Genomic DNA, 19,473 nt, shown 5'->3' with positions numbered 1-19,473 from the left:
TACGTGATCTGGATCAATTGACTTGGCAAGTATGGACGGTTTTTGCCAGTAAGCCGGTCATTCGTCCCATGGATTGAGCAGTGGCACGCCACTCGATTTGAAGTCGCTGACGTTGCGCGTGACTACGGTGAGTCCGTGAACCAGCGCGGTTGCGGCAATCAATGCATCGCTTTCGTTGGCCCGGTCGGGTACATGCAAGTGCGCGCAACGCAACGCGACTGCTGCATCGACGGGCAGGATTCTGGCATCGAAGGCGGGCATTACATGACGCTTGAGCCAGGTTCTCAACACCTTCCCCTGAACCGGGTCTCGCCGTTCAATTCGCAGGACTCCGGTTTCCAGTTCCTTCAGCGTGATCGCCGAAATAAACATGCGCGGCGCTACTACGCTTTTTGCCCAAGCCACGACATTTGCATCAGCCTGAGGTTTACGCAGTTCAGAGATCACATTTGTGTCGAGTAGATACATCAAGAAAAGTCCACGGGTCGATGAATGATCACGGCACGTTCGGTTTCGAAGTCGATATCGGCCGCTTCCGGCATCACCAACAGGTCGAAAATGTCGGCGCTCAGACCTGTAAGCTTCTGGTACTCCTCAATGCTTAGCAGTACATGGGCAGGCTTGCCGCGATCAGTGATAAAAACCGGCCCTTTGCGGGCGGCTTTTTTGGCACCACTTGTGTCTTGATTGAATTCGCGGCTGGAAATGGTCGTGATGGTCATGGGGTAGGCCCCCTTCGCTGGACTGAATGTAGTTACGTTACTACTTGGCGAGTGCGCACAGCAAGGTTGAGGTTACGAACGGTAGAGTTGGCTTTGCAAGGTTCGGCGCCAGAACAAAAAAGCCCCGCCAGCATTCGCTGCGCGGGGCTCCATTGTTTCAGAGGTCTTACTGCGCCTCAGCCTTCTTATCCCCATGAGACAAGCTATATACATACGCCGCAAGCAGGTGCACCTTGTCATTCCCTTGCAACTGCTCCTGCGCCGGCATCTGGCCCTGGCGGCCATAACGGATGGTCTGCTGCAGTTGCGCGAAGCTTGAGCCGTAGATGAACGCACCTGGATGCGTCAGGTCGGGCGCGCCCATGGCTGGGGTGCCTTTACCGGCCGGGCCGTGGCAGGCCACGCAGTTGGCGGCGAAGAGTTTCTCACCGTTGGCCACGTCGGCCTTGGCGCCTTCCGGCAGTTTGCGGCCGTCGAGGTTGGTCACCACAAAGGCTGCTACGTCGGCCACGCCCTGCTCGCCGATGACTTCGGCCCAGCCTGGCATCACCGCGTGGCGGCCCTTCATGATGGTTTCCTTGATGGTGTTGGGTTCGCCACCCCAGCGCCAGTCGGCGTCGGTCAGGTTGGGGAAGCCGTAGGCGCCCTTGGCGTCGGAGCCGTGGCACACCGAGCAGTTGGAGGCAAACAGGCGGCCGCCCATCTTCAAGGCTTGCGGGTCCTTGGCGACTTCTTCAATCGGCATCGACGCGAACTTGGCGAAGATCGGCCCGAACTTGGCCTCCGATCTGGCCATTTCCTTTTCCCATTCGTGTACGCCGGTCCAGCCGGTCTGGCCGTTGGCGAACGGGGTTTGCTTGTCGTTGTCGAGGTAGTTGTAGCCCGGCAGCAGGCCCTTCCAATTGCCCAGGCCTGGGTAGAGCACCAGGTAACCAAGGGCGAAGACGATAGTGCCGACAAACAGCATGAACCACCACTTGGGCAGCGGGTTGTCGTACTCCTCGATGCCGTCGAACGAGTGGCCGACGGTCTCGTCCGTCTGCTCGGTGCGCTGGCCCTTGCGGGTCGACAGCAGCAGCCAGGTCAGGGCGAAGATGGTACCCAGACTGAGGACTGTGACGTACAGACTCCAGAACGTAGTCATTCTTTGTTACTCCTAGAAGCTTGCTCGACGTGCTTGATGGCTTCGGGGTCATCTGCGAAGGGCAGCATGGTCGCGTCGTCAAACTCCGACTTGCGCCGTGGGCTGAACACCCACAACGCCAGGCCGATAAAGGCCACCATCACCACAACGGTGCCCAGGCCACGAATCATCCCGATATCCATGTAGGTCACCGTTTGCTTTTGATGATGGTGCCAAGGCCTTGCAGGTAGGCCACCAATGCGTCCATTTCGGTCTTGCCCTTCACGGCGGCGGCCGCACCGGCGATGTCTTCGTCGGTGTAGGGCACGCCCAGGGTGCGCAAGACTTCCATCTTCTTGGCGGTGTCCTTGCCGTCGAGCTTGTTTTCCACGAGGAACGGGTACGCCGGCATTTTCGACTCAGGCACGACGTTGCGCGGGTTGTACAGGTGCGCACGCTGCCAGTCATCGGAGTAACGCCCACCCACGCGGGCCAGGTCCGGGCCGGTGCGCTTGGAACCCCACAGGAACGGGTGGTCCCACACGCTTTCACCGGCGACCGAGTAGTGGCCGTAGCGTTCGGTTTCGGCGCGGAAGGGGCGGATCATCTGCGAGTGGCAGCCCACGCAACCGTTGGCGATGTAGACGTCGCGGCCTTCCAGTTCAAGGGCGGTGCGCGGCTTCATGCCTTCGACCGGCTTGTTGGTCACGTCCTGGAAAAACAGCGGGACGATTTGGGTCAGGCCGCCGATGCTCACGGCGATGACCATGAAGAAGGCCAGCAGGCCGATGTTCTTCTCGACTACTTCATGCTTCATCAGTGAGCTCCCACAACGGCGATCTTGGTGGCGGCTTCGGCTTCAACAGGGTCGCTGGCACGCACGGTGCGCCACACGTTGTAGGCCATCAACAGCATGCCGCTGGCAAAGAACGCACCGCCCAGGGCACGTACGATAAAGCCCGGGTGGCTGGCTTGCAGCGCTTCGACGAAGGAGTAGGTGAGGGTGCCGTCATCGTTGATCGCACGCCACATCAGGCCCTGGGTGATGCCGTTGACCCACATCGAGGCGATGTAGAGCACGGTGCCAATGGTGGCCAGCCAGAAGTGCGCGTTGATCAGCCCGACGCTGTGCATCTGCGCGCGGCCGAACAATTTGGGGATCATGTGGTACAGCGCGCCGATGGAGATCATCGCCACCCAACCCAGCGCCCCGGCGTGCACGTGGCCGATGGTCCAGTCGGTGTAGTGGGACAGCGAGTTGACGGTCTTGATCGCCATCATCGGCCCTTCAAAGGTCGACATGCCGTAGAACGCCAGCGACACCACCAAAAACCGCAGGATCGGGTCGGTGCGCAGCTTATGCCAGGCGCCCGAGAGGGTCATCATGCCGTTGATCATGCCGCCCCAGCTTGGTGCCAGCAGGATGATCGACATCGCCATGCCCAGGGACTGTGCCCAATCCGGCAGGGCGGTGTAGTGCAAGTGGTGAGGGCCGGCCCAGATGTACAGGGTGATCAACGCCCAGAAGTGCACGATGGACAGGCGATACGAGTAGATCGGACGCTCGGCCTGCTTGGGCACGAAGTAGTACATCATCCCCAGAAAGCCGGTGGTGAGGAAGAAGCCTACGGCGTTGTGGCCGTACCACCACTGGATCATCGCGTCCGTCGCACCGGAGTAGGCTGAGTAGGACTTGAACAGGTTCACCGGCAGGGAGGCGTGGTTGACGATGTGCAGCATCGCCGTGACCACGATAAAGGCGCCGTAGAACCAGTTGCCCACGTAGATGTGCTTGGTCTTGCGCTTGACGATGGTGCCGAAGAACACCAGGCCGTAGGTCACCCACACGATGGCAAGCAAAATGGCGATCGGCCATTCCAGCTCGGCGTATTCCTTGGTGGTGGTGTAGCCCAGGGGCAGGCTGATGATGGCGCCGACGATGACCGCCTGCCAGCCCCAGAAGGTGAAGGCGGCAAGGCCATCGGAGATCAGTCGCGTCTGGCAGGTGCGCTGCACGACATAGTAGGAGGTGGCAAACAGTGCACATCCGCCGAAGGCGAAGATCACCAGGTTGGTGTGCAGCGGGCGCAGGCGGCCGAAGGTCGTCCAGGGCAGGTCGAAATTCAATTGCGGCCAAACCAGTTGCGAGGCGATGAACACCCCGAGCCCCATGCCAAGGATCCCCCAGACCACCGTCATGATGGCGAACTGGCGGACTACCTTATAGTTATAAGCAGTCGGACTGATTGCTGTGCTCATTCTAAGGTTCCACGGTTTAGGTTTTTTTATAGGTAAAATCGGTCGCAAGTATGTAGAAAGCGAGGGGCCATTGCAACGCAATGGCTGACCTGGATCAATGCGTTCCACGCCAGATTCTGCGCCCTTTCCATGTTTGGCGTAGGGACAAAATCCAAAATAGAAAGCTGATCGAGTGGACAGGAAATTTCAGGGGCGCAACGGCTACCGTCGCGTAGGCCAGGAATGGTCCACTGTGGGAACAAGCGTAGACCCGAATGGGAGGAGGGGAAAGGCGGGCTTGGAAGGGGTGCGACACTTGGTCGCGCAAATGAAAACAACACCGGATCCCTGTAGGAGCGAGCTTGCTCGCGAAGAACCTGAGGGCACCACGCTTATCCAGCATAAACGCGGCGCTCTGAAGTTTTTCGCGAGCAAGCTCGCTCCTACAGTGAAACGGGTTGCCGCCCCGGGCCGGGGCAGCGGTTACTCGGTCGCGCTGTCTGGCGTTGCACCTTCAGCGTTATGGGACAGGCTGTACACGTAAGCTGCCAGCAGGTGCACCTTGTCATTGCCTTGCAGCACGTCCTGGGCCGGCATTTGGCCCTGGCGGCCATGGCGGATGGTCTGCTGCAACTGCGCCAGGCTGGTGCCGTAGATAAACCCGGCAGGCTCGGTCAGGTTGGGCGCGCCCATGGCTTCCACACCGTGGCCTTGCGGGCCGTGGCAGGCCACGCAGGTGGTGTTGAACGCGGCTTGCCCGGCTGCCAGGTCTGCGCTGTTGTCTGCAGGCAACGGCAGCTTGGCCAGGTCATGGCGCACGTAAGCGGCGACGTTCTTCACCCCGTCTTCGCCCAGCACTTCACCCCAGGCCGGCATCGCCGCGTGGCGACCGTTCAGGATGGTGGTCTTGATAGCCTCAGCCGAGCCGCCCCAGCGCCAGTTGTTGTCGGCCAGGTTCGGAAAGCCATAGGCGCCCTTGGCGTCCGAGCCGTGGCACACCGCACAGTTGGAGGCGAACAGGCGACCGCCCATTTTCAACGCTTGCGGGTCCTTGGCGACTTCTTCCACCGGCATGGCCGCGAACTTGGCGAAGATCGGCCCGAACCTGGCGTCGGCCTTGGCCATTTCCTTGTCCCATTCCTTGGTCTGGGTCCAGCCGTCTTCATAGCCCGGCAGCACGCCTTTCCAGTTGCCCAGGCCCGGGTAGAGGATCAGGTAGCCGACGGCAAACACCAGGGTGCCGGCGAACAACATGAACCACCACTGGGGCAGCGGGTTGTCGTATTCCTCGATACCGTCGAAGGCGTGGCCCATGGTCTGGTCGACGCTGCCCTTGGTCTCGCCCTTGCGGGTGCCGACCAACAGCCAGGTCAGGCCGATGAGGCTGCCCAGGGTCAATACGCAGATCCATGTACTCCAGAACGTAGTCATGGCCGAGTGCTCCTTGTGGCTGGCTCTGCTTGAGCGTCGGGTGGGGAAGGTTCATCGGCAAACGGCAGCAGGCGCGCCTGCTCGAATTCCGCATTGCGGCGGTTGTTGAATACCCACAGCGACAGGCCGATAAAGGCGATGGCAACCACCAGCGTGCCCAGGCCGCGGATGGTGCCTGCATCGAATTCAAATCCCATGGCTCACCTCTTGCTCTTGATGGCAGTGCCGAGCACTTGCAGGTAGGAAACCAGCGCGTCCATCTCGGTCTTGCCCTTGAGGCTGGCGACGGCGCCATTGATGTCGTCGTCGGTGTACGGCACGCCGAGGGTGCGCATCACTTTCAGCTTGGTCTCGGTGTGGCTGCTGTCGACGGCGGCGGTGACCAGCCAGGGGTAGGCCGGCATTTTCGACTCCGGCACCACGTTGCGCGGGTTGTACAAGTGCGCGCGGTGCCAGTCGTCCGAGTAGCGTGCGCCGACGCGGGCCAGGTCCGGGCCGGTACGTTTGGAGCCCCACAGGAACGGGTGGTCCCACACGCTTTCGCCAGCCACCGAATAGTGGCCGTAGCGCTCGGTCTCGGCGCGGAACGGGCGGATCATCTGCGAATGGCACTGTACGCAGCCTTCGCGGATGTAGATGTCGCGGCCTTCCAGTTGCAGCGCGGTGTAGGGCTTCATGCCTTCGACCGGCTTGTTGGTCACGTCCTGGAAGAACAGCGGGACGATCTGGGTCAGGCCACCGATGCTCACGGCGAGCACCATCAGCAGCATCAACAGGCCGACGTTCTTTTCAATCGTTTCGTGTTTCATCATCGACTCCTCAGGCCATCTGCGCGGCAGCGGTGACTTCGGCAGGTTGCGCCGAACGCACGGTGCGCCATGTGTTGTAAGCCATCAGGAACATGCCGCTGAGGAAGATCGCACCGCCCACCAGACGCACGATGAAGCCTGGGTGGCTGGCCACCAGGGTTTCGACGAAGGAGTAGGTGAGGGTGCCGTCTTCGTTGACCGCACGCCACATCAGGCCCTGGGCGATGCCGTTGACCCACATCGAGGCGATGTAGAGCACGGTGCCGATAGTGGCCAGCCAGAAGTGCGCATTGATCAGGCCGAGGCTGTACATCTGCTCGCGACCGAAGATTTTCGGGATCATGTGGTACAGCGCGCCGATGGAGATCATCGCCACCCAGCCCAGCGCGCCGGCGTGTACGTGGCCGATGGTCCAGTCGGTGTAGTGGGAGAGGGCGTTGACGGTCTTGATCGCCATCATCGGGCCTTCGAAGGTCGACATGCCGTAGAACGCCAGGGAGACCACCAGAAAGCGCAGGATCGGGTCGCTGCGCAGCTTATGCCAGGCGCCCGAGAGCGTCATCATGCCGTTGATCATGCCGCCCCAGCTCGGTGCCAGCAGCACCAGTGACATCACCATGCCCAGGGACTGCGCCCAGTCCGGCAGGGCGGTGTAGTGCAAGTGGTGCGGGCCGGCCCAGATGTACAGGGTGATCAGCGCCCAGAAGTGCACGATCGACAAGCGATACGAATACACCGGGCGTTCGGCCTGCTTGGGCACGAAGTAGTACATCATGCCGAGGAAGCCCGCAGTGAGGAAAAAGCCTACTGCGTTATGCCCATACCACCACTGCACCATGGCATCCGTCGCACCGCCGTACAGCGAGTAGGACTTGGTCAGGCTGACCGGGATTTCCAGGTTATTGACGATATGCAAAATGGCCACGGTGATGATGAACGCACCGAAGAACCAGTTGCCCACATAGATGTGCTTGGTCTTGCGTTTCATGATCGTGCCGAAGAACACGATGGCGTAGGCGACCCAGACAATGGTGATCAGGATGTCGATCGGCCATTCCAGCTCGGCGTATTCCTTGGAGCTGGTGTAGCCCAGTGGCAGGCTGATCGCGGCCAGCAGGATCACAAGCTGCCAGCCCCAGAAGCAGAACGCGGCGACTTTCGGCGCGAACAGCTGCGTCTGGCAGGTGCGCTGCACCGAGTAAAAGGAGCTGGCGAACAGCGCACAGCCACCGAACGCGAAGATCACCGCGTTGGTGTGCAAAGGGCGCAGGCGGCCGAAGCTGGTCCAAGGCAAATCGAAGTTGAGCGCAGGCCAAACCAATTGGGCGGCGAGAAAAACCCCGAGCCCCATGCCGACGATGCCCCACACCACCGTCATAATGGCGAATTGGCGGACCACCTTGTAGTTATAGGCGGTACTTAAAGTAGTGTTCATGGTTCCCCATCCACGGTTCAACCCAAGCAAGTGCGACACTTGGGCTGGAGTTATAGGCAGACTAAAAAGCGAGGCAAGCATGGGCAAAGAGCACAAGGCCAGTATTGACGGGGATCAATGGGCGCAGTGTGTACGGGAACATGGCTGGTTGTGGGATGTCGCCACGGGCACGACGTCGGGTGAGCCGGTCACGCTGATCCTGGCCCACGGCGCCGGCGCACCGATGGACTCGGCGTTCATGAACGACATGGCTGCACGCCTTGCCGGGCATGGCGTGAGCGTGTTGCGCTTCGAGTTCCCGTACATGGCCCAGCGCCGCTTGGACGGGGGCAAACGCCCGCCGAATCCGGCGCCGAAACTGCTGGAGGCGTGGCGTGAGGTGTATGCCCAGGTGCGACGTCATGTCGCTGGGAAACTGGCGATTGGCGGCAAGTCGATGGGCGGGCGCATGGCCAGTTTGTTGGCCGATGAATTGGGCGCCGATGGGTTGGTGTGCCTGGGCTATCCGTTCTACGCGGTGGGCAAGCCAGAGAAACCCCGTGTGGAGCATTTGGCTGCGCTGAAGACGCCCACCTTGATAGTGCAGGGCGAGCGCGATGCCTTGGGCAATCGGGCGGCGGTGCAGGGTTATCAGTTGTCACAGAGTATCGAGGTGATGTGGCTGGTGGCGGGGGATCATGACTTGAAGCCGCTGAAGGCTTCTGGGTTCAGCCATGAGCAGCATCTGGAGGCGGCGGCGGTGCAGGTGGCTGAGTTTCTCAGGGCCTGTTAGGGCCCTATCGGGGGCAAGCCCCCTCCCACATTGGAAATACCGTCCAGTGTGGGAGCTGGCTTGCCTGCGATAGCGGTTTATCGGTTAAAACGCTCTACCAGCGAGTACTGAGTATTCGCCGTATGAGTCAGTTCTTCACTCAACTGCGCCGAGTTCATTGCCTGCTCCGAGGTCTGGTCCGCCAACAGCGCAATGGTGCTGATGTTGCGGCTGATCTCCTCGGCCACCGCGCTTTGCTCTTCGGTAGCAGCGGCAATCTGGGTGGTCATGTCGGTGATATTGGCCACCGCCTCACTGATGCCCACCAGGGCCTGGTCCGCTTCCATCACCCGCGCTACACCTTCTTCAGCCTGGCGGTGCCCGGCGTCCATGGTTTGCACGGCCGCGCTGGCGGTTTGCTGCAGCTTGGCGATCAGGGTATGGATCTGCCCGGTCGATTCAGCGGTGCGTTGCGCCAGTTGGCGCACTTCATCGGCGACCACCGCGAAACCACGGCCCATTTCACCGGCACGCGCGGCTTCGATAGCGGCATTGAGTGCCAGCAGGTTGGTCTGGTCGGCGATGCCTTTGATCACATCGACCACGCCGCCGATTTCATCGCTGTCCTTGGCCAGTTGCGTGACGGTCACGCCAGTCTCCCCAACGGCTGCCGAAAGACGCTGAATCGCCTCGCGGGTTTCCCCGGCGATATCGCGGCCGCGCCCGGTCAGGCGGTTGGCTTCCTGCGTGGCATCGGCGGTGCGCTGCACGTGGCTGGCCACTTCCTGGGTGGTCGCCGCCATCTGGTTCACCGCAGTGGCCACCTGTTCGGTTTCCACGCGCTGGCGTTCCAGGCCGCTGGAGCTGTTGTGCGCCAGGGTGTTGGATTGCGCGGCCTGGTCGTTGAGGTGCTCGGCGGTATCTTGCAGGCGGGTAAGACAGGTCTTCAGGCGCGCTTCCTGGCTGAGGATCGACATTTCCAGGCGCGCTTGTGCGCCACGGCTGTCGGTGTACATCTGCGCGATCAACGGGTCGGACGTGGTCTGTTCGGCCAGGCGCAGCAAACGCTTGAGGCCGCGCTGCTGCCAGCTCAGGCCCAGCAGGCCCAACGGCACCGACAGCGCCGCTGCCAGGGCAAAGCCCCATTGGGAGGTGAGGGTGGCGCCGATCATGAAGCTCAGTTGGCTGACCAGGATAAACGGCAGCCAGTCCTGCAACACCGGCAGCCACTTGTCCCGCTGGGGAACGGCCGACTTGCCCTGGTTGATGCGTTGATAGAGCGCTTCGGCCCGGCGGATCTGCTCGGCGGTGGGCTTGATGCGCACCGATTCGTAGCCGATCACCTGGTTACCGTCGAAGACTGGCGTCACATAGGCGTTCACCCAATAGTGGTCACCGGTCTTGCAGCGATTCTTGACAATGCCCATCCATGGCAAGCCTTGTTTGAGCGTGGACCACATATGCGCGAACACGGCCGGCGGCACATCCGGGTGACGCACCAGGTTGTGTGGGGCGCGGATCAGTTCTTCACGGGTGAACCCACTGATTTCGACAAAGGCGTCGTTGCAGTAGGTAATCACACCCTTGGCATCCGTGGTGGAGATCAACCGTTGCTGAGCGGGGAAGGTACGTTCGCGCTGGGTAACGGGTTGGTTATTACGCATGATTGTTCAATCCGCAAGGCTTTCAGGGGGTATCGGCCATGCGGGGCATTTATTTAACTTATTTTTGCAACAATCCTGCGAACGGCGTTGCCCCTGTAGGAGCGAGCTTGCTCGCGAAGCACCCAAGGGCAACGCGTTCATTCAGGATGCCCGCGTCAGCGTTGAAGTGCTTCGCGAGCAAGCTCGCTCCTACAGAAGAAAGGTTTAGCCGGCGAGCATCGGGTAGGTGAACAGGCCGAAGTGCAGCAGATTCAAGCCAAAGTGCGTGGCAATCGCCGCGCCCAAGCCACCAAAGCGATAGGCCAGGCCGTAACCCACGCCAGCAATACTCGCCAGCAGCATCCACTGCCAACCCGCAGCAAAATGCACCAGGCCGAATAACAGTGAGGCCAGCAGCAGCGCGAGGTTCTCGCCATAGGGCAGGTGTTTGAAGCGTCGGCTCAGGCCGCCCTGGATATACCCGCGAAACAGCGCTTCTTCGACCAGCGTCACCAGCAGCAGGTTATTCAACACCCACAGCCACGCCTCGTCCGGCCACTTGGGCGCCCAATTGATCATCCCCATCAGGGCCGCGCCACCCAAGGCGGCGATAGCGGCCAGGGTCAGGGCCACGGCCGTGACGCAGATCGACAGACGCAATGAGCGCCGCGCCACAATCCACGGGCAGGCCAGCAACAGCCAGAAGCCGATCAGGGGTTTGTCCTGGTTCAGGTACATCGAGAAGGGCACTGAGTCCGGAGTGAAACGCTGGGGCGCGATACCGCGGCCGTTATAGAACCCCGGCAACCAGTGCATCGCCAGGCCCAGGGCCAGGACGATAAACAAGCCGTGGCCCAGGTAGCGCGCCCACGGGTTGCGTTGCTGGCGTACGGCATACCCGGCCACCAGCAGCAGTGCGATGGAGACCGCCGCCAGTACGCCCAGTTGGCCGTAGATCAAGGCCACGACATAGCCAATGGAAAGTAGGGTGAGGTACAGCCAGGGCAAAGCAATCATGTGAAATCCTTCGAAAAATCCGGGCGGCATTATAGCGAGTGGCCAGGTTCTAGGGCATGAAAACGCCTCCACGTACAAGGCAAGAGGGAAAGGATTGCAAAATGTATTTACGGCTGGTTATAGTCGTCGCGTCTTTATCCCTTCAAAAAAGATCAGCACATGCCAGCTTCCCAGCGCATAGCGGTAGTCGATTCAGCGGTCAACGCTGTGGTCGTGCCGTGCCGTGGCAAGCAGCCTGCGCAGATCAGTCACTACCCCCCACCTGTCAGTAGCACGCCGGTGTACGCAGTCGTATCACCGCCGGGTGTTGGCATTTCGGGCTGATCAGCGATTCGCTGTTGCCCCGTGCCTGCCTGAAAAAAACCTACTGAAATTCAGTTTCTACTGAGTCGGCTTTTTGGCCTGATAACAGGTGGTAACCATGTCTGTGCTTTCAAAACAATCCGTGGCCGCGGCGGCCTCGACGAGCGTGTTTGTCCTGCTGTGGAGCAGCGGGGCGATCTTCTCCAAGTTGGGCCTGGCCCATGCTTCGCCCTTTGCCTTTCTGCTGATCCGCTTTGCCATCGCCCTGATGGGGTTGGTGGTGTTGGTTCCGATCCTCAAGTTGAAGCTGCCACGTCCCGGCAAACCCCTGCTGTATGCGGCGGCGACGGGCCTGGTGTTGCTGGGTGCCTACCAGATTTTCTATCTGCTGGCCCTGGACCTCAACGTCACCCCTGGGGTGATGGCGACCATCATGGGCGTGCAGCCGATCCTTACCGTGGTACTGATGGAGCGCCAACGCTCCTGGCGCCGCCTGTTTGGCCTGGGGTTGGGGTTGGCGGGCTTGATCATGGTGGTGTACCAGGGCATCGGGCTGGCGGGCATGTCCCTGGCGGGGATGCTGTTCGGGCTGCTGGCGCTGGCGAGCATGACGTTTGGCTCGATCATGCAAAAGCGCATCACCGACAACCCCTTGGGCACGCTGCCACTGCAATACCTGGCCGGGTTGCTGCTATGCGCGGTGTTCGTGCCGTTCCAGCCGTTCCACTTCGAGCACAGTGCAGGCTTTTACCTGCCGGTGCTGTGGATGGGGCTGGTGGTGTCCGTGCTGGCGACGCTGTTGCTGTACCGCCTGATCGCCCGGGGCAACCTGGTGAATGTCACCAGTTTGTTTTATCTAGTGCCAGCGGTGACGGCGGTGATGGACTACCTGATCTTCGGCAATCGCCTGGCCCTGTTGAGCGTGTTGGGAATGGCGTTGATCATCGTCGGGTTGGTCTTCGTGTTCCGTAAGCACTAAAAACCACCCCTGTAGGAGCGAGCTTGCTCGCGAAGAACGTCAACGATAACGAGGGCATCCTGAGTGAACGAGGGGCTCTCGGGTTTTTCGCGAGCAAGAACTAGGCGTCCCCCTCGCTCCTACAGTAATGAGGTGGTCATTTGGTGCGGCGCAGCACCAACCACAACGCCCCGGCGATCAACACCCCGCCATACAGATGAGCCATGGACAATGGCTCATCCAACAGCAACGCCCCCCACAACACGCCGAACGGCGGGATCATAAAGGTCACCGTCATCGACTTGACCGGGCCAATGGATGACAACAGGCGAAAGTACAGGATGTAGGCAAACGCCGTACACACCAGCCCCAATCCCAGTAGCGATGACCACACCTGCCAGCCGCCCCAGCTCGCCGGTGGATGGCTGATGGCGCTGTAGGCAAAGAACGGCAGCAGAAACAACGTCGCCCCCAACATGCTGCCCAAGGCCGAGAGACGGCTGTCCAACCCGCCGCGCTGGTCCAGCCAACGCCGCGCCAGGAAGCCGGCAAAGCCATAGCAGGTGGTTGCCAGCAGGCACGCCAACGCGCCCATCAACAACGGCGCATCAAACGCCACCGGCCCCGCGCGGGTCAGGACAGCCACGCCAAACAGCCCCAGGGCCACCCCCGCGATTTTCGACGGCGTCAGGCGTTCGCTGAAGAACAGCCCGCCAATCAACACACCCATCAACGGTGTGGTGGCGTTGAAAATCGCCGAATAGCCCGCCGGCAGTACCTGCGCCGCCACCGAGTACATCGTCGCGGGAATCCCCGAGTTGATCACCCCCAGCAGCAGGACCGTCTTGAACTTGCCCTGGAAATCCCAGCTCACGCGCAGCATCGTCAGGATCACCAATAAGCCCGCGGCGGCAATCGACACGCGGAAAAACGCGGTGGGCACCGTGCCGATTTCTGGCGCGATCATGCGCATGAACAGGAAACTCGCGCCCCAGATGGCAGCCAGCCCCAGCAGATACAGGGTGTCAACAGGTCTCACGGAAAACTCCTACGCCAATCGGGCGCAGAAGTGTTGCCCAGCGGGCAGGTCGGCACAATGGCTAATTGCAGTCAGTTCGCCCCCGTGCAAAATCATTCTTCTCCTGCCTCGGTTCACTGGCTAAGCTCTGGGCTTCCAGATACCCGTTCGAGGTTTCCCGCATGTCGCAGTCCGCCCTCGCTATCGCCCGGATGATCCTCGACGGTTTCGACGATTACCGTGAGCACTTCCGCCAGATCACCGATGGTGCCCGTGAGCGCTTCGAGAAGGCCCAGTGGCAGCTGGGGCAGGCCGCGTCGGCGGCGCGCATCAACCTCTATGAAGAGAAAGTCGCTGAGGTGACGACCCGCCTGCGCGCCAGTTTTGACGCGGCAACGTTGCAGGACATCGGCCAGTGGCCCTTGGTAAAAAACGCTTATATCGGCTTGATCGACCTGCGCTTTGACGATGAGCTGTCCGAGACCTGGTACAACTCGATCTTCTGCGGTTTGTTCAGCCATGACCTGATCAGCGACGGCTGCATGTTCATCCACACCACCCGGCCAAGCCTGCGCCGGGCGCGGGCGGCGCAAACCCGCATCTACACGCCGGCCGGTAAAATTTCGGACATGCTCGCGCAGGTGTTCTCTGACTACAGCTTCAGCGAGCCCTACGCCGACCTGCCCGCCGACCTGCGCCGCCTCGAAGCCCAGTTGCGGGAAAATCTGCCGGATTGGGTGTGCAAGGACCCAGACCTCAAAGTCGAGTTGTTTTCCTCGGTGCTGTACCGCAACAAAGGCGCCTACCTCGTGGGGCGCATCTACACCCGCGACGAACAATGGCCGCTGGTGATTCCGCTGTTGCACCGCGAAGGGCGTGGCATTCAGATCGATGCGTTGATCACCGACGAAGCCGACGTGTCGATCATCTTCTCGTTCACCCGTTCCTACTTCATGGTCGATGTACCGGTGCCCGCCGAGTTCATCGGCTTTCTCAAGCGCATCCTGCCGGGCAAGCACATTGCCGAGCTGTACACCTCCATCGGTTTCTACAAGCACGGCAAATCCGAGTTCTACCGCGCGCTGATCAACCACCTGGCCACCACTGACGACCAGTTCATCATGGCCCCCGGCGTGCGCGGCATGGTCATGAGCGTGTTCACGCTGCCGGGTTTCAATACGGTGTTCAAGATCATCAAGGACCGCTTTTCGCCGTCAAAAAACGTCAACCGCGCCACGGTGATCGAAAAGTACCGCCTGGTGAAAAGCGTCGACCGGGTAGGGCGCATGGCCGACACCCAGGAGTTCGCCGACTTCCGCTTCCCCTTGAGCAAGTTCGAGCCCGAGTGCCTGGCCGAGTTGCTGGAAGTCGCCGCCGGTACTGTCGAAGTGGAGGGCGACACCGTGCTTATCCGCCACTGCTGGACCGAGCGACGCATGACCCCGCTCAACCTTTACCTCGACAACGCCAACCCCGCCCAGGTGCGCGAAGCATTGGAGGATTACGGCCTGGCGATCAAGCAACTGGCGGCGGCGAATATCTTCCCCGGCGACATGCTGCTCAAGAACTTTGGCGTCACCCGCCACGGCCGCGTGGTGTTCTACGACTACGACGAAATCTGCTTTCTCACTGAAGCCAACTTCCGCCATATCCCCGCGCCGCGCACCCCCGAGGACGAAATGGCCTCCGAGCCCTGGTACTCCATCGGCCCGCTGGACGTGTTCCCCGAAGAGTTCCCGCCGTTCCTGTTTGCCGACGCCGGGCAACGCCGATTGTTCGATGAGCTGCATGGCGAGTTGTACAACGCTGACTACTGGAAGGGCCTGCAGGACGCGATTCGTGCCGGCAAGGTGATCGACGTCTTCCCCTACCGCCGCAAAGACCCCCTGTAACGCATTCTCCCCCTTGTGGGAGCGGGCTTGCTCGCGAATGCGGTGTGTCAGTCACAGATGGATCAACTGAACCACCGCATTCGCGAGCAAGCCCGCTCCCACATTTTGGTTCGGTTTGCACCCGTCGAAGCTCAACCGTCTGCCAGCTCGGCTGCTTTTCTGCCACACTTGCCGGCCGTGCATAAATAGATGACCGTCGAAATAGCTGATGACTGACCAAGCACCCACCCTCGACCAACTGCTCAAAACCCTCGATCACGCCATGCTCGCCGACCGCCACCGCTTGCGGCGCCAGTTGCTTGAGCTGCGCAAGAAGCCCGACGAGGACAAAATGGCGCAGTGGGTGGCGCGCATGCAGGCATCTTGCGCGCAGGTTACGGCGCGGCGCGCCAGCCTGCCGGTGATTCGCTACGACGACAGCCTGCCGATTGCTGCCAAGCGCGATGAGATCAAAGACGCGCTGAACAAGCACCAGGTGCTGATCATCGCCGGTGAGACCGGCTCGGGTAAAACCACGCAGTTGCCGAAAATTTGCCTGGAAATCGGCCGCGGCCAGTTCGGCCTGATCGGCCATACCCAGCCGCGTCGGATCGCCGCGCGCAGTGTCGCCAGCCGCGTCGCTGAAGAGTTGGCCACGCCGCTAGGCGCTCTGGTCGGCTATCAAGTGCGCTTTGAAGACCAGAGCGATGCCAACACCCTGATCAAGCTGATGACCGACGGCATCCTGCTGGCCGAAACCCAGAACGACCGTTACCTGGAACGCTACGACACGATCATCGTCGACGAAGCTCACGAACGCAGCCTGAACATCGACTTCCTGCTCGGCTACCTCAAGACCCTGTTGCCGCGTCGCCCCGACCTGAAAGTCATCATCACCTCGGCCACCATCGACCTGGAGCGCTTTTCCAAGCATTTTGACGATGCGCCGATTGTCGAGGTGTCGGGCCGTACCTTCCCGGTGGACACCTGGTATCGCCCGCTCACCCTGGAACAGGACGAGGAGGGCAACCGCGTCGAGGACGACCTGACTGTCGACCAGGCGATCCTTGCTACCCTCGATGAAATCGCCGCCTATGAACGCAGCGAACGGCGCAGCCCTGGCGACGTGCTGGTGTTTTTGCCCGGCGAGCGCGAGATTCGTGACGCGGCCGACATGCTGCGCAAGGCCCAGCTCAAGCACACCGAGATTTTGCCGTTGTACGCACGGCTGTCGCCGGCCGAGCAGCAGCGCATTTTCCAGTCCCACCCGGGCCGGCGCGTGGTACTGGCGACCAACGTTGCGGAAACCTCGCTGACGGTGCCGGGCATTCGTTATGTGATCGACAGCGGGACTGCACGCATCAGCCGCTACAGCTACCGCGCCAAAGTGCAGCGCCTGCCGATCGAGGCGATTTCCCAGGCCAGCGCCAACCAGCGCAAGGGCCGTTGTGGCCGGGTTGAGCCGGGCATTTGCGTGCGTCTGTACAGCGAAGAGGATTTTATCGGGCGCCCGGAATTTACCGACCCGGAGATCCTGCGTACCAACCTCGCGGCCGTGATCCTGCAGATGCTGCACCTGCGCCTGGGCGAGATTACCGATTTCCCGTTTATCGAACCGCCGGATGGCAAGGCCATCAGCGACGGTTTCAACCTGCTGCAAGAACTCTCGGCGGTAGACCGCAACAGCCAGCTCACGCCGTTGGGCCGCCAGCTCGCCCGCTTGCCGGTGGACCCGCGCATGGGCCGTATGTTGCTGGAAGCGGCCAAGCTCGGCAGTTTGCAGGAAGTGTTGATCGTCGCCAGCGCCATGTCGATCCAGGACCCGCGCGAGCGGCCGCCAGAGCGTCAACAAGCGGCCGACCAGGCCCACGCGCAGTGGAAAGACCCGGATTCGGACTTCGCCGGGTTGGTCAACCTGTGGCGCGGTTTCGAGGAGCAGCGCCAGGAACTGACCGCCAGCCCGTTGCGCAACTGGTGCCGCAAGAACTTCCTCAACTACTTGCGCCTGCGCGAGTGGCGCGACTCCCATCGCCAATTGAGCCTGATCTGCCGCGACATGCAGCTGAGCCTCAACAAAGAGCCCGCCGATTATCCGAAGCTGCATAAAGCCGTGTTGTCCGGCCTGCTTAGCCAGATCGGCCAGAAGACCGAAGACGGCGATTACCTCGGAGCGCGCCAGCGTCGCTTCTGGATTCACCCGTCTTCGGGCATCGGCAAGAAGCGCCCGCAATGGCTGATGACCGCCGAACTGGTGGAAACCACCAAGCTCTATGCACGCATGGTGGCGAAAATCGACGCGGATTGGATCGAACCGCTGGCCGGGCACCTGATCAAGAAAAACCACTTCGAACCCCATTGGGAGAAGAAGCGCGGCCAGGTGGTGGCCTTTGAGCAGATCACCCTGTTCGGGCTGATCGTGGTCGGGCGCCGGCCGGTGCATTACGGGCCGATTGACCCGGTGGTGTCTCGCGAGTTGTTTATTCGTGAGGGCCTGGTGCGCGGCGAAATTCAGTCCCGGGCCAAATGCCTGACGGCCAACCAGAAACTGCTGGAGCAACTCGACGAACTGGAAGCCAAGGCTCGCCGTCGCGACATCCTGGCCGACGAAGAAACCCTGTACGCCTTCTACGATGCGCGCCTGCCCGCAGAGATTCACCAGACCGCCACCTTTGACAGTTGGTACAAGGTCAACAGCCAGAAAGACCCGCAACTGCTGATCATGCGCGAAGAAGACGTACTGGCCCGCGAGGCCAGCGAAGTCACCGCCGCGCATTACCCGGACACCTTGCACTTGGGCGACCTGGCCCTGGCCCTGAGTTACCACTTCGAACCCAACCACCCCCGTGACGGCGTGACCCTGCGGGTGCCGGCGCCGTTGTTGCCGGCGTTGCCAGCCGAGCGCCTGGAGTGGCTGGTGCCGGGGTTGATCGAAGCCAAGTGCATCGCCCTGGTGCGCAACTTGCCCAAGGCGCTGCGCAAAAACTTTGTGCCGGTGCCGGACTTCGTCAAGGCCGCGCTGCAACGCATCGAGTTCGGCCAGGGTTCGCTGCCCCAGGCGCTGGGGCGTGAATTGCTGCGCATGACCGGCGCGCGGGTCAGCGATGAGGCGTGGGCCGAGGCGGCGCAGCAGGTGGAAAACCACCTGAAGATGAACCTGGAAGTGGTCGACGGCCAGGGCAAGTTCCTCGGCGAAGGCCGCGACCTGGCCGAGCTGACCGCACGGTTCGCCGAAGCCAGCCAGGCCGCCTTGGCCGTGCCGCAAACCGCGAAAAGCCAGCAGCCGGTAGAGGCCAAGGTGTTTGCGGCGGTGGCGGAAAAAACCCAGCAGAACATCGCCGGCCTGTCGATGACGGTGTACCCGGCCCTGGTGGAAGAGAACGGCACGGTCAAGGAGGGGCGTTTCTCTACCGCTGCCGAAGCCGAGTTCCAGCACCGTCGCGCCTTGCAGCGCCTGCTGATGCAGCAATTGGCGGAACCGGCGAAATTCCTGCGCGGCAAATTGCCGGGCTTGACCGAGTTGGGCTTGATGTACCGTGAACTGGGGCGTATCGACGCGCTGGTGGAAGACATCCTGCTGGCCAGCCTCGATACCTGTGTACTTGAAGGTGAAGACAGCCTGCCACGCGATGGCGCGGGTTTGGCGGCCTTGGCTGAGCGCAAGCGCGGCAGTTGGACTGAGCACGCCGAACGCCTGGCACGCCTGACCCTGGAGGTGCTGAAACTCTGGCACGGCCTGCAAAAACGCTTCAAGGGCAAGATCGACCTGGCCCAGGCCGTGGCCTTGAACGATATCAAGCAGCAACTGAGCAACCTGGTGTACCCAGGCTTTGTGCGGGAAACCCCGGCCCAGTGGTTCAAGGAACTGCCGCGTTTTCTCAAGGCCATTGAGCTGCGCCTGGAAAAACTGCCGAGCCAGGTGCAAAAGGACCGGGTGTGGAGCAGCGAATTGGGCGGTTTGTGGGCGCAGTACCAGAACCGCCTGAACAAACATACCCAGGAAGGCAAGCGCGACCCGCAACTGGAGCTTTACCGCTGGTGGCTGGAGGAATACCGCGTGTCGCTGTTTGCCCAGCAGTTGGGCACCAAGGTACCGATTTCCGATAAGCGCCTGAGCAAGCAATGGAGCCAGGTGGAGCCCTGAAGCCCTGTAGGAG

17 protein-coding genes are annotated in these 19,473 nt (G+C 61.4%); 4 read left to right on the top strand and 13 right to left on the bottom strand.

From position 1 onward, the window contains the following. Positions 1 to 57: 57 nt before the first annotated feature. From A7K61_RS05590 to ccoN (A7K61_RS05545), 10 genes are all read right to left on the bottom strand, one after another. Positions 58 to 468, bottom strand: coding sequence for a type II toxin-antitoxin system VapC family toxin (locus tag A7K61_RS05590; protein ID WP_032895837.1), 411 nt, complete (start codon positions 466 to 468; stop codon positions 58 to 60). Beyond that, complete coding sequence (locus A7K61_RS05585) at positions 468 to 722, bottom strand: type II toxin-antitoxin system Phd/YefM family antitoxin (RefSeq protein ID WP_069557124.1); 255 nt, start codon at positions 720 to 722, stop codon at positions 468 to 470. Before A7K61_RS05585 ends, A7K61_RS05590 begins: the two co-directional genes overlap by 1 nt. A 166-nt stretch (positions 723 to 888) precedes the next feature. Then, on the bottom strand, positions 889 to 1,866 hold the full coding sequence (gene ccoP, locus A7K61_RS05580) for a cytochrome-c oxidase, cbb3-type subunit III (protein WP_069557123.1): 978 nt from the start codon (positions 1,864 to 1,866) through the stop codon (positions 889 to 891). After that, the gene (locus tag A7K61_RS05575; RefSeq protein ID WP_003193169.1) at positions 1,863 to 2,048 is read right to left on the bottom strand and encodes a CcoQ/FixQ family Cbb3-type cytochrome c oxidase assembly chaperone; all 186 of its coding nucleotides are present in this window, start codon (positions 2,046 to 2,048) and stop codon (positions 1,863 to 1,865) included. The genes ccoP (A7K61_RS05580) and A7K61_RS05575 overlap by 4 nt, the downstream gene beginning before the upstream one ends. Before the next feature lie 5 nt (positions 2,049 to 2,053). Next, positions 2,054 to 2,662, bottom strand: a complete 609-nt coding sequence (gene ccoO / locus A7K61_RS05570; protein ID WP_003193167.1) for a cytochrome-c oxidase, cbb3-type subunit II — start codon at positions 2,660 to 2,662, stop codon at positions 2,054 to 2,056. After that, entirely contained in the window at positions 2,662 to 4,104 is a 1,443-nt protein-coding gene (gene ccoN, locus A7K61_RS05565; RefSeq protein WP_003193164.1) for a cytochrome-c oxidase, cbb3-type subunit I, read from the bottom strand. The genes ccoO (A7K61_RS05570) and ccoN (A7K61_RS05565) overlap by 1 nt, the downstream gene beginning before the upstream one ends. A gap of 462 nt (positions 4,105 to 4,566) precedes the next feature. After that, on the bottom strand, positions 4,567 to 5,514 hold the full coding sequence (gene ccoP / locus A7K61_RS05560) for a cytochrome-c oxidase, cbb3-type subunit III (RefSeq protein WP_047711544.1): 948 nt from the start codon (positions 5,512 to 5,514) through the stop codon (positions 4,567 to 4,569). Continuing rightward, positions 5,511 to 5,711 carry a cbb3-type cytochrome c oxidase subunit 3 gene (locus tag A7K61_RS05555; protein WP_003193161.1) on the bottom strand — a complete coding sequence of 67 codons (201 nt, stop codon included), beginning with the start codon at positions 5,709 to 5,711 and terminating at the stop codon, positions 5,511 to 5,513. The genes ccoP (A7K61_RS05560) and A7K61_RS05555 overlap by 4 nt, the downstream gene beginning before the upstream one ends. 3 nt (positions 5,712 to 5,714) lie before the next feature. Then, positions 5,715 to 6,323: a cytochrome-c oxidase, cbb3-type subunit II gene (ccoO, locus tag A7K61_RS05550; protein ID WP_003193159.1), complete on the bottom strand. Its 609-nt coding sequence runs from the start codon at positions 6,321 to 6,323 to the stop codon at positions 5,715 to 5,717. A gap of 10 nt (positions 6,324 to 6,333) precedes the next feature. Then, positions 6,334 to 7,758, bottom strand: coding sequence for a cytochrome-c oxidase, cbb3-type subunit I (gene ccoN, locus A7K61_RS05545; RefSeq protein WP_003193158.1), 1,425 nt, complete (start codon positions 7,756 to 7,758; stop codon positions 6,334 to 6,336). Positions 7,759 to 7,837: 79 nt separating this feature from the next. Between ccoN (A7K61_RS05545) and A7K61_RS05540 the strand changes: the two genes are divergently transcribed. Further along, positions 7,838 to 8,530 (top strand): alpha/beta family hydrolase, encoded by a 693-nt coding sequence (locus A7K61_RS05540; RefSeq protein WP_044275050.1) that lies wholly within the window; start codon positions 7,838 to 7,840, stop codon positions 8,528 to 8,530. A 77-nt stretch (positions 8,531 to 8,607) separates the two neighbouring features. On the opposite strand, the gene A7K61_RS05535 is transcribed toward A7K61_RS05540, so the two are convergent. Then, positions 8,608 to 10,173 (bottom strand): PAS domain-containing methyl-accepting chemotaxis protein, encoded by a 1,566-nt coding sequence (locus A7K61_RS05535; RefSeq protein ID WP_032895841.1) that lies wholly within the window; start codon positions 10,171 to 10,173, stop codon positions 8,608 to 8,610. A gap of 204 nt (positions 10,174 to 10,377) precedes the next feature. Continuing rightward, positions 10,378 to 11,169 (bottom strand): CPBP family intramembrane glutamic endopeptidase, encoded by a 792-nt coding sequence (locus A7K61_RS05530; RefSeq protein WP_069557122.1) that lies wholly within the window; start codon positions 11,167 to 11,169, stop codon positions 10,378 to 10,380. A gap of 421 nt (positions 11,170 to 11,590) precedes the next feature. Between A7K61_RS05530 and A7K61_RS05525 the strand changes: the two genes are divergently transcribed. After that, positions 11,591 to 12,451 carry a DMT family transporter gene (locus tag A7K61_RS05525; RefSeq protein WP_069557121.1) on the top strand — a complete coding sequence of 287 codons (861 nt, stop codon included), beginning with the start codon at positions 11,591 to 11,593 and terminating at the stop codon, positions 12,449 to 12,451. Between the two features lie 136 nt (positions 12,452 to 12,587). Here A7K61_RS05525 and A7K61_RS05520 read toward each other — a convergent pair whose 3' ends face one another. Beyond that, on the bottom strand, positions 12,588 to 13,469 hold the full coding sequence (locus A7K61_RS05520; protein ID WP_044275048.1) for a DMT family transporter: 882 nt from the start codon (positions 13,467 to 13,469) through the stop codon (positions 12,588 to 12,590). A 161-nt stretch (positions 13,470 to 13,630) separates the two neighbouring features. Between A7K61_RS05520 and aceK the strand changes: the two genes are divergently transcribed. Beyond that, complete coding sequence (aceK, locus tag A7K61_RS05515; protein ID WP_069557120.1) at positions 13,631 to 15,340, top strand: bifunctional isocitrate dehydrogenase kinase/phosphatase; 1,710 nt, start codon at positions 13,631 to 13,633, stop codon at positions 15,338 to 15,340. 208 nt (positions 15,341 to 15,548) lie between these two features. Further along, entirely contained in the window at positions 15,549 to 19,460 is a 3,912-nt protein-coding gene (gene hrpA, locus A7K61_RS05510) for an ATP-dependent RNA helicase HrpA (RefSeq protein ID WP_044275046.1), read from the top strand. The last annotated feature ends 13 nt before the right edge of the window (positions 19,461 to 19,473 follow it).

The sequence above is a fragment of the Pseudomonas sp. AP42 genome (assembly GCF_001728935.1).
GTDB lineage: Bacteria > Pseudomonadota > Gammaproteobacteria > Pseudomonadales > Pseudomonadaceae > Aquipseudomonas > Aquipseudomonas lactis.
This window is presented reverse-complemented; position numbering and strand designations above follow the sequence as displayed.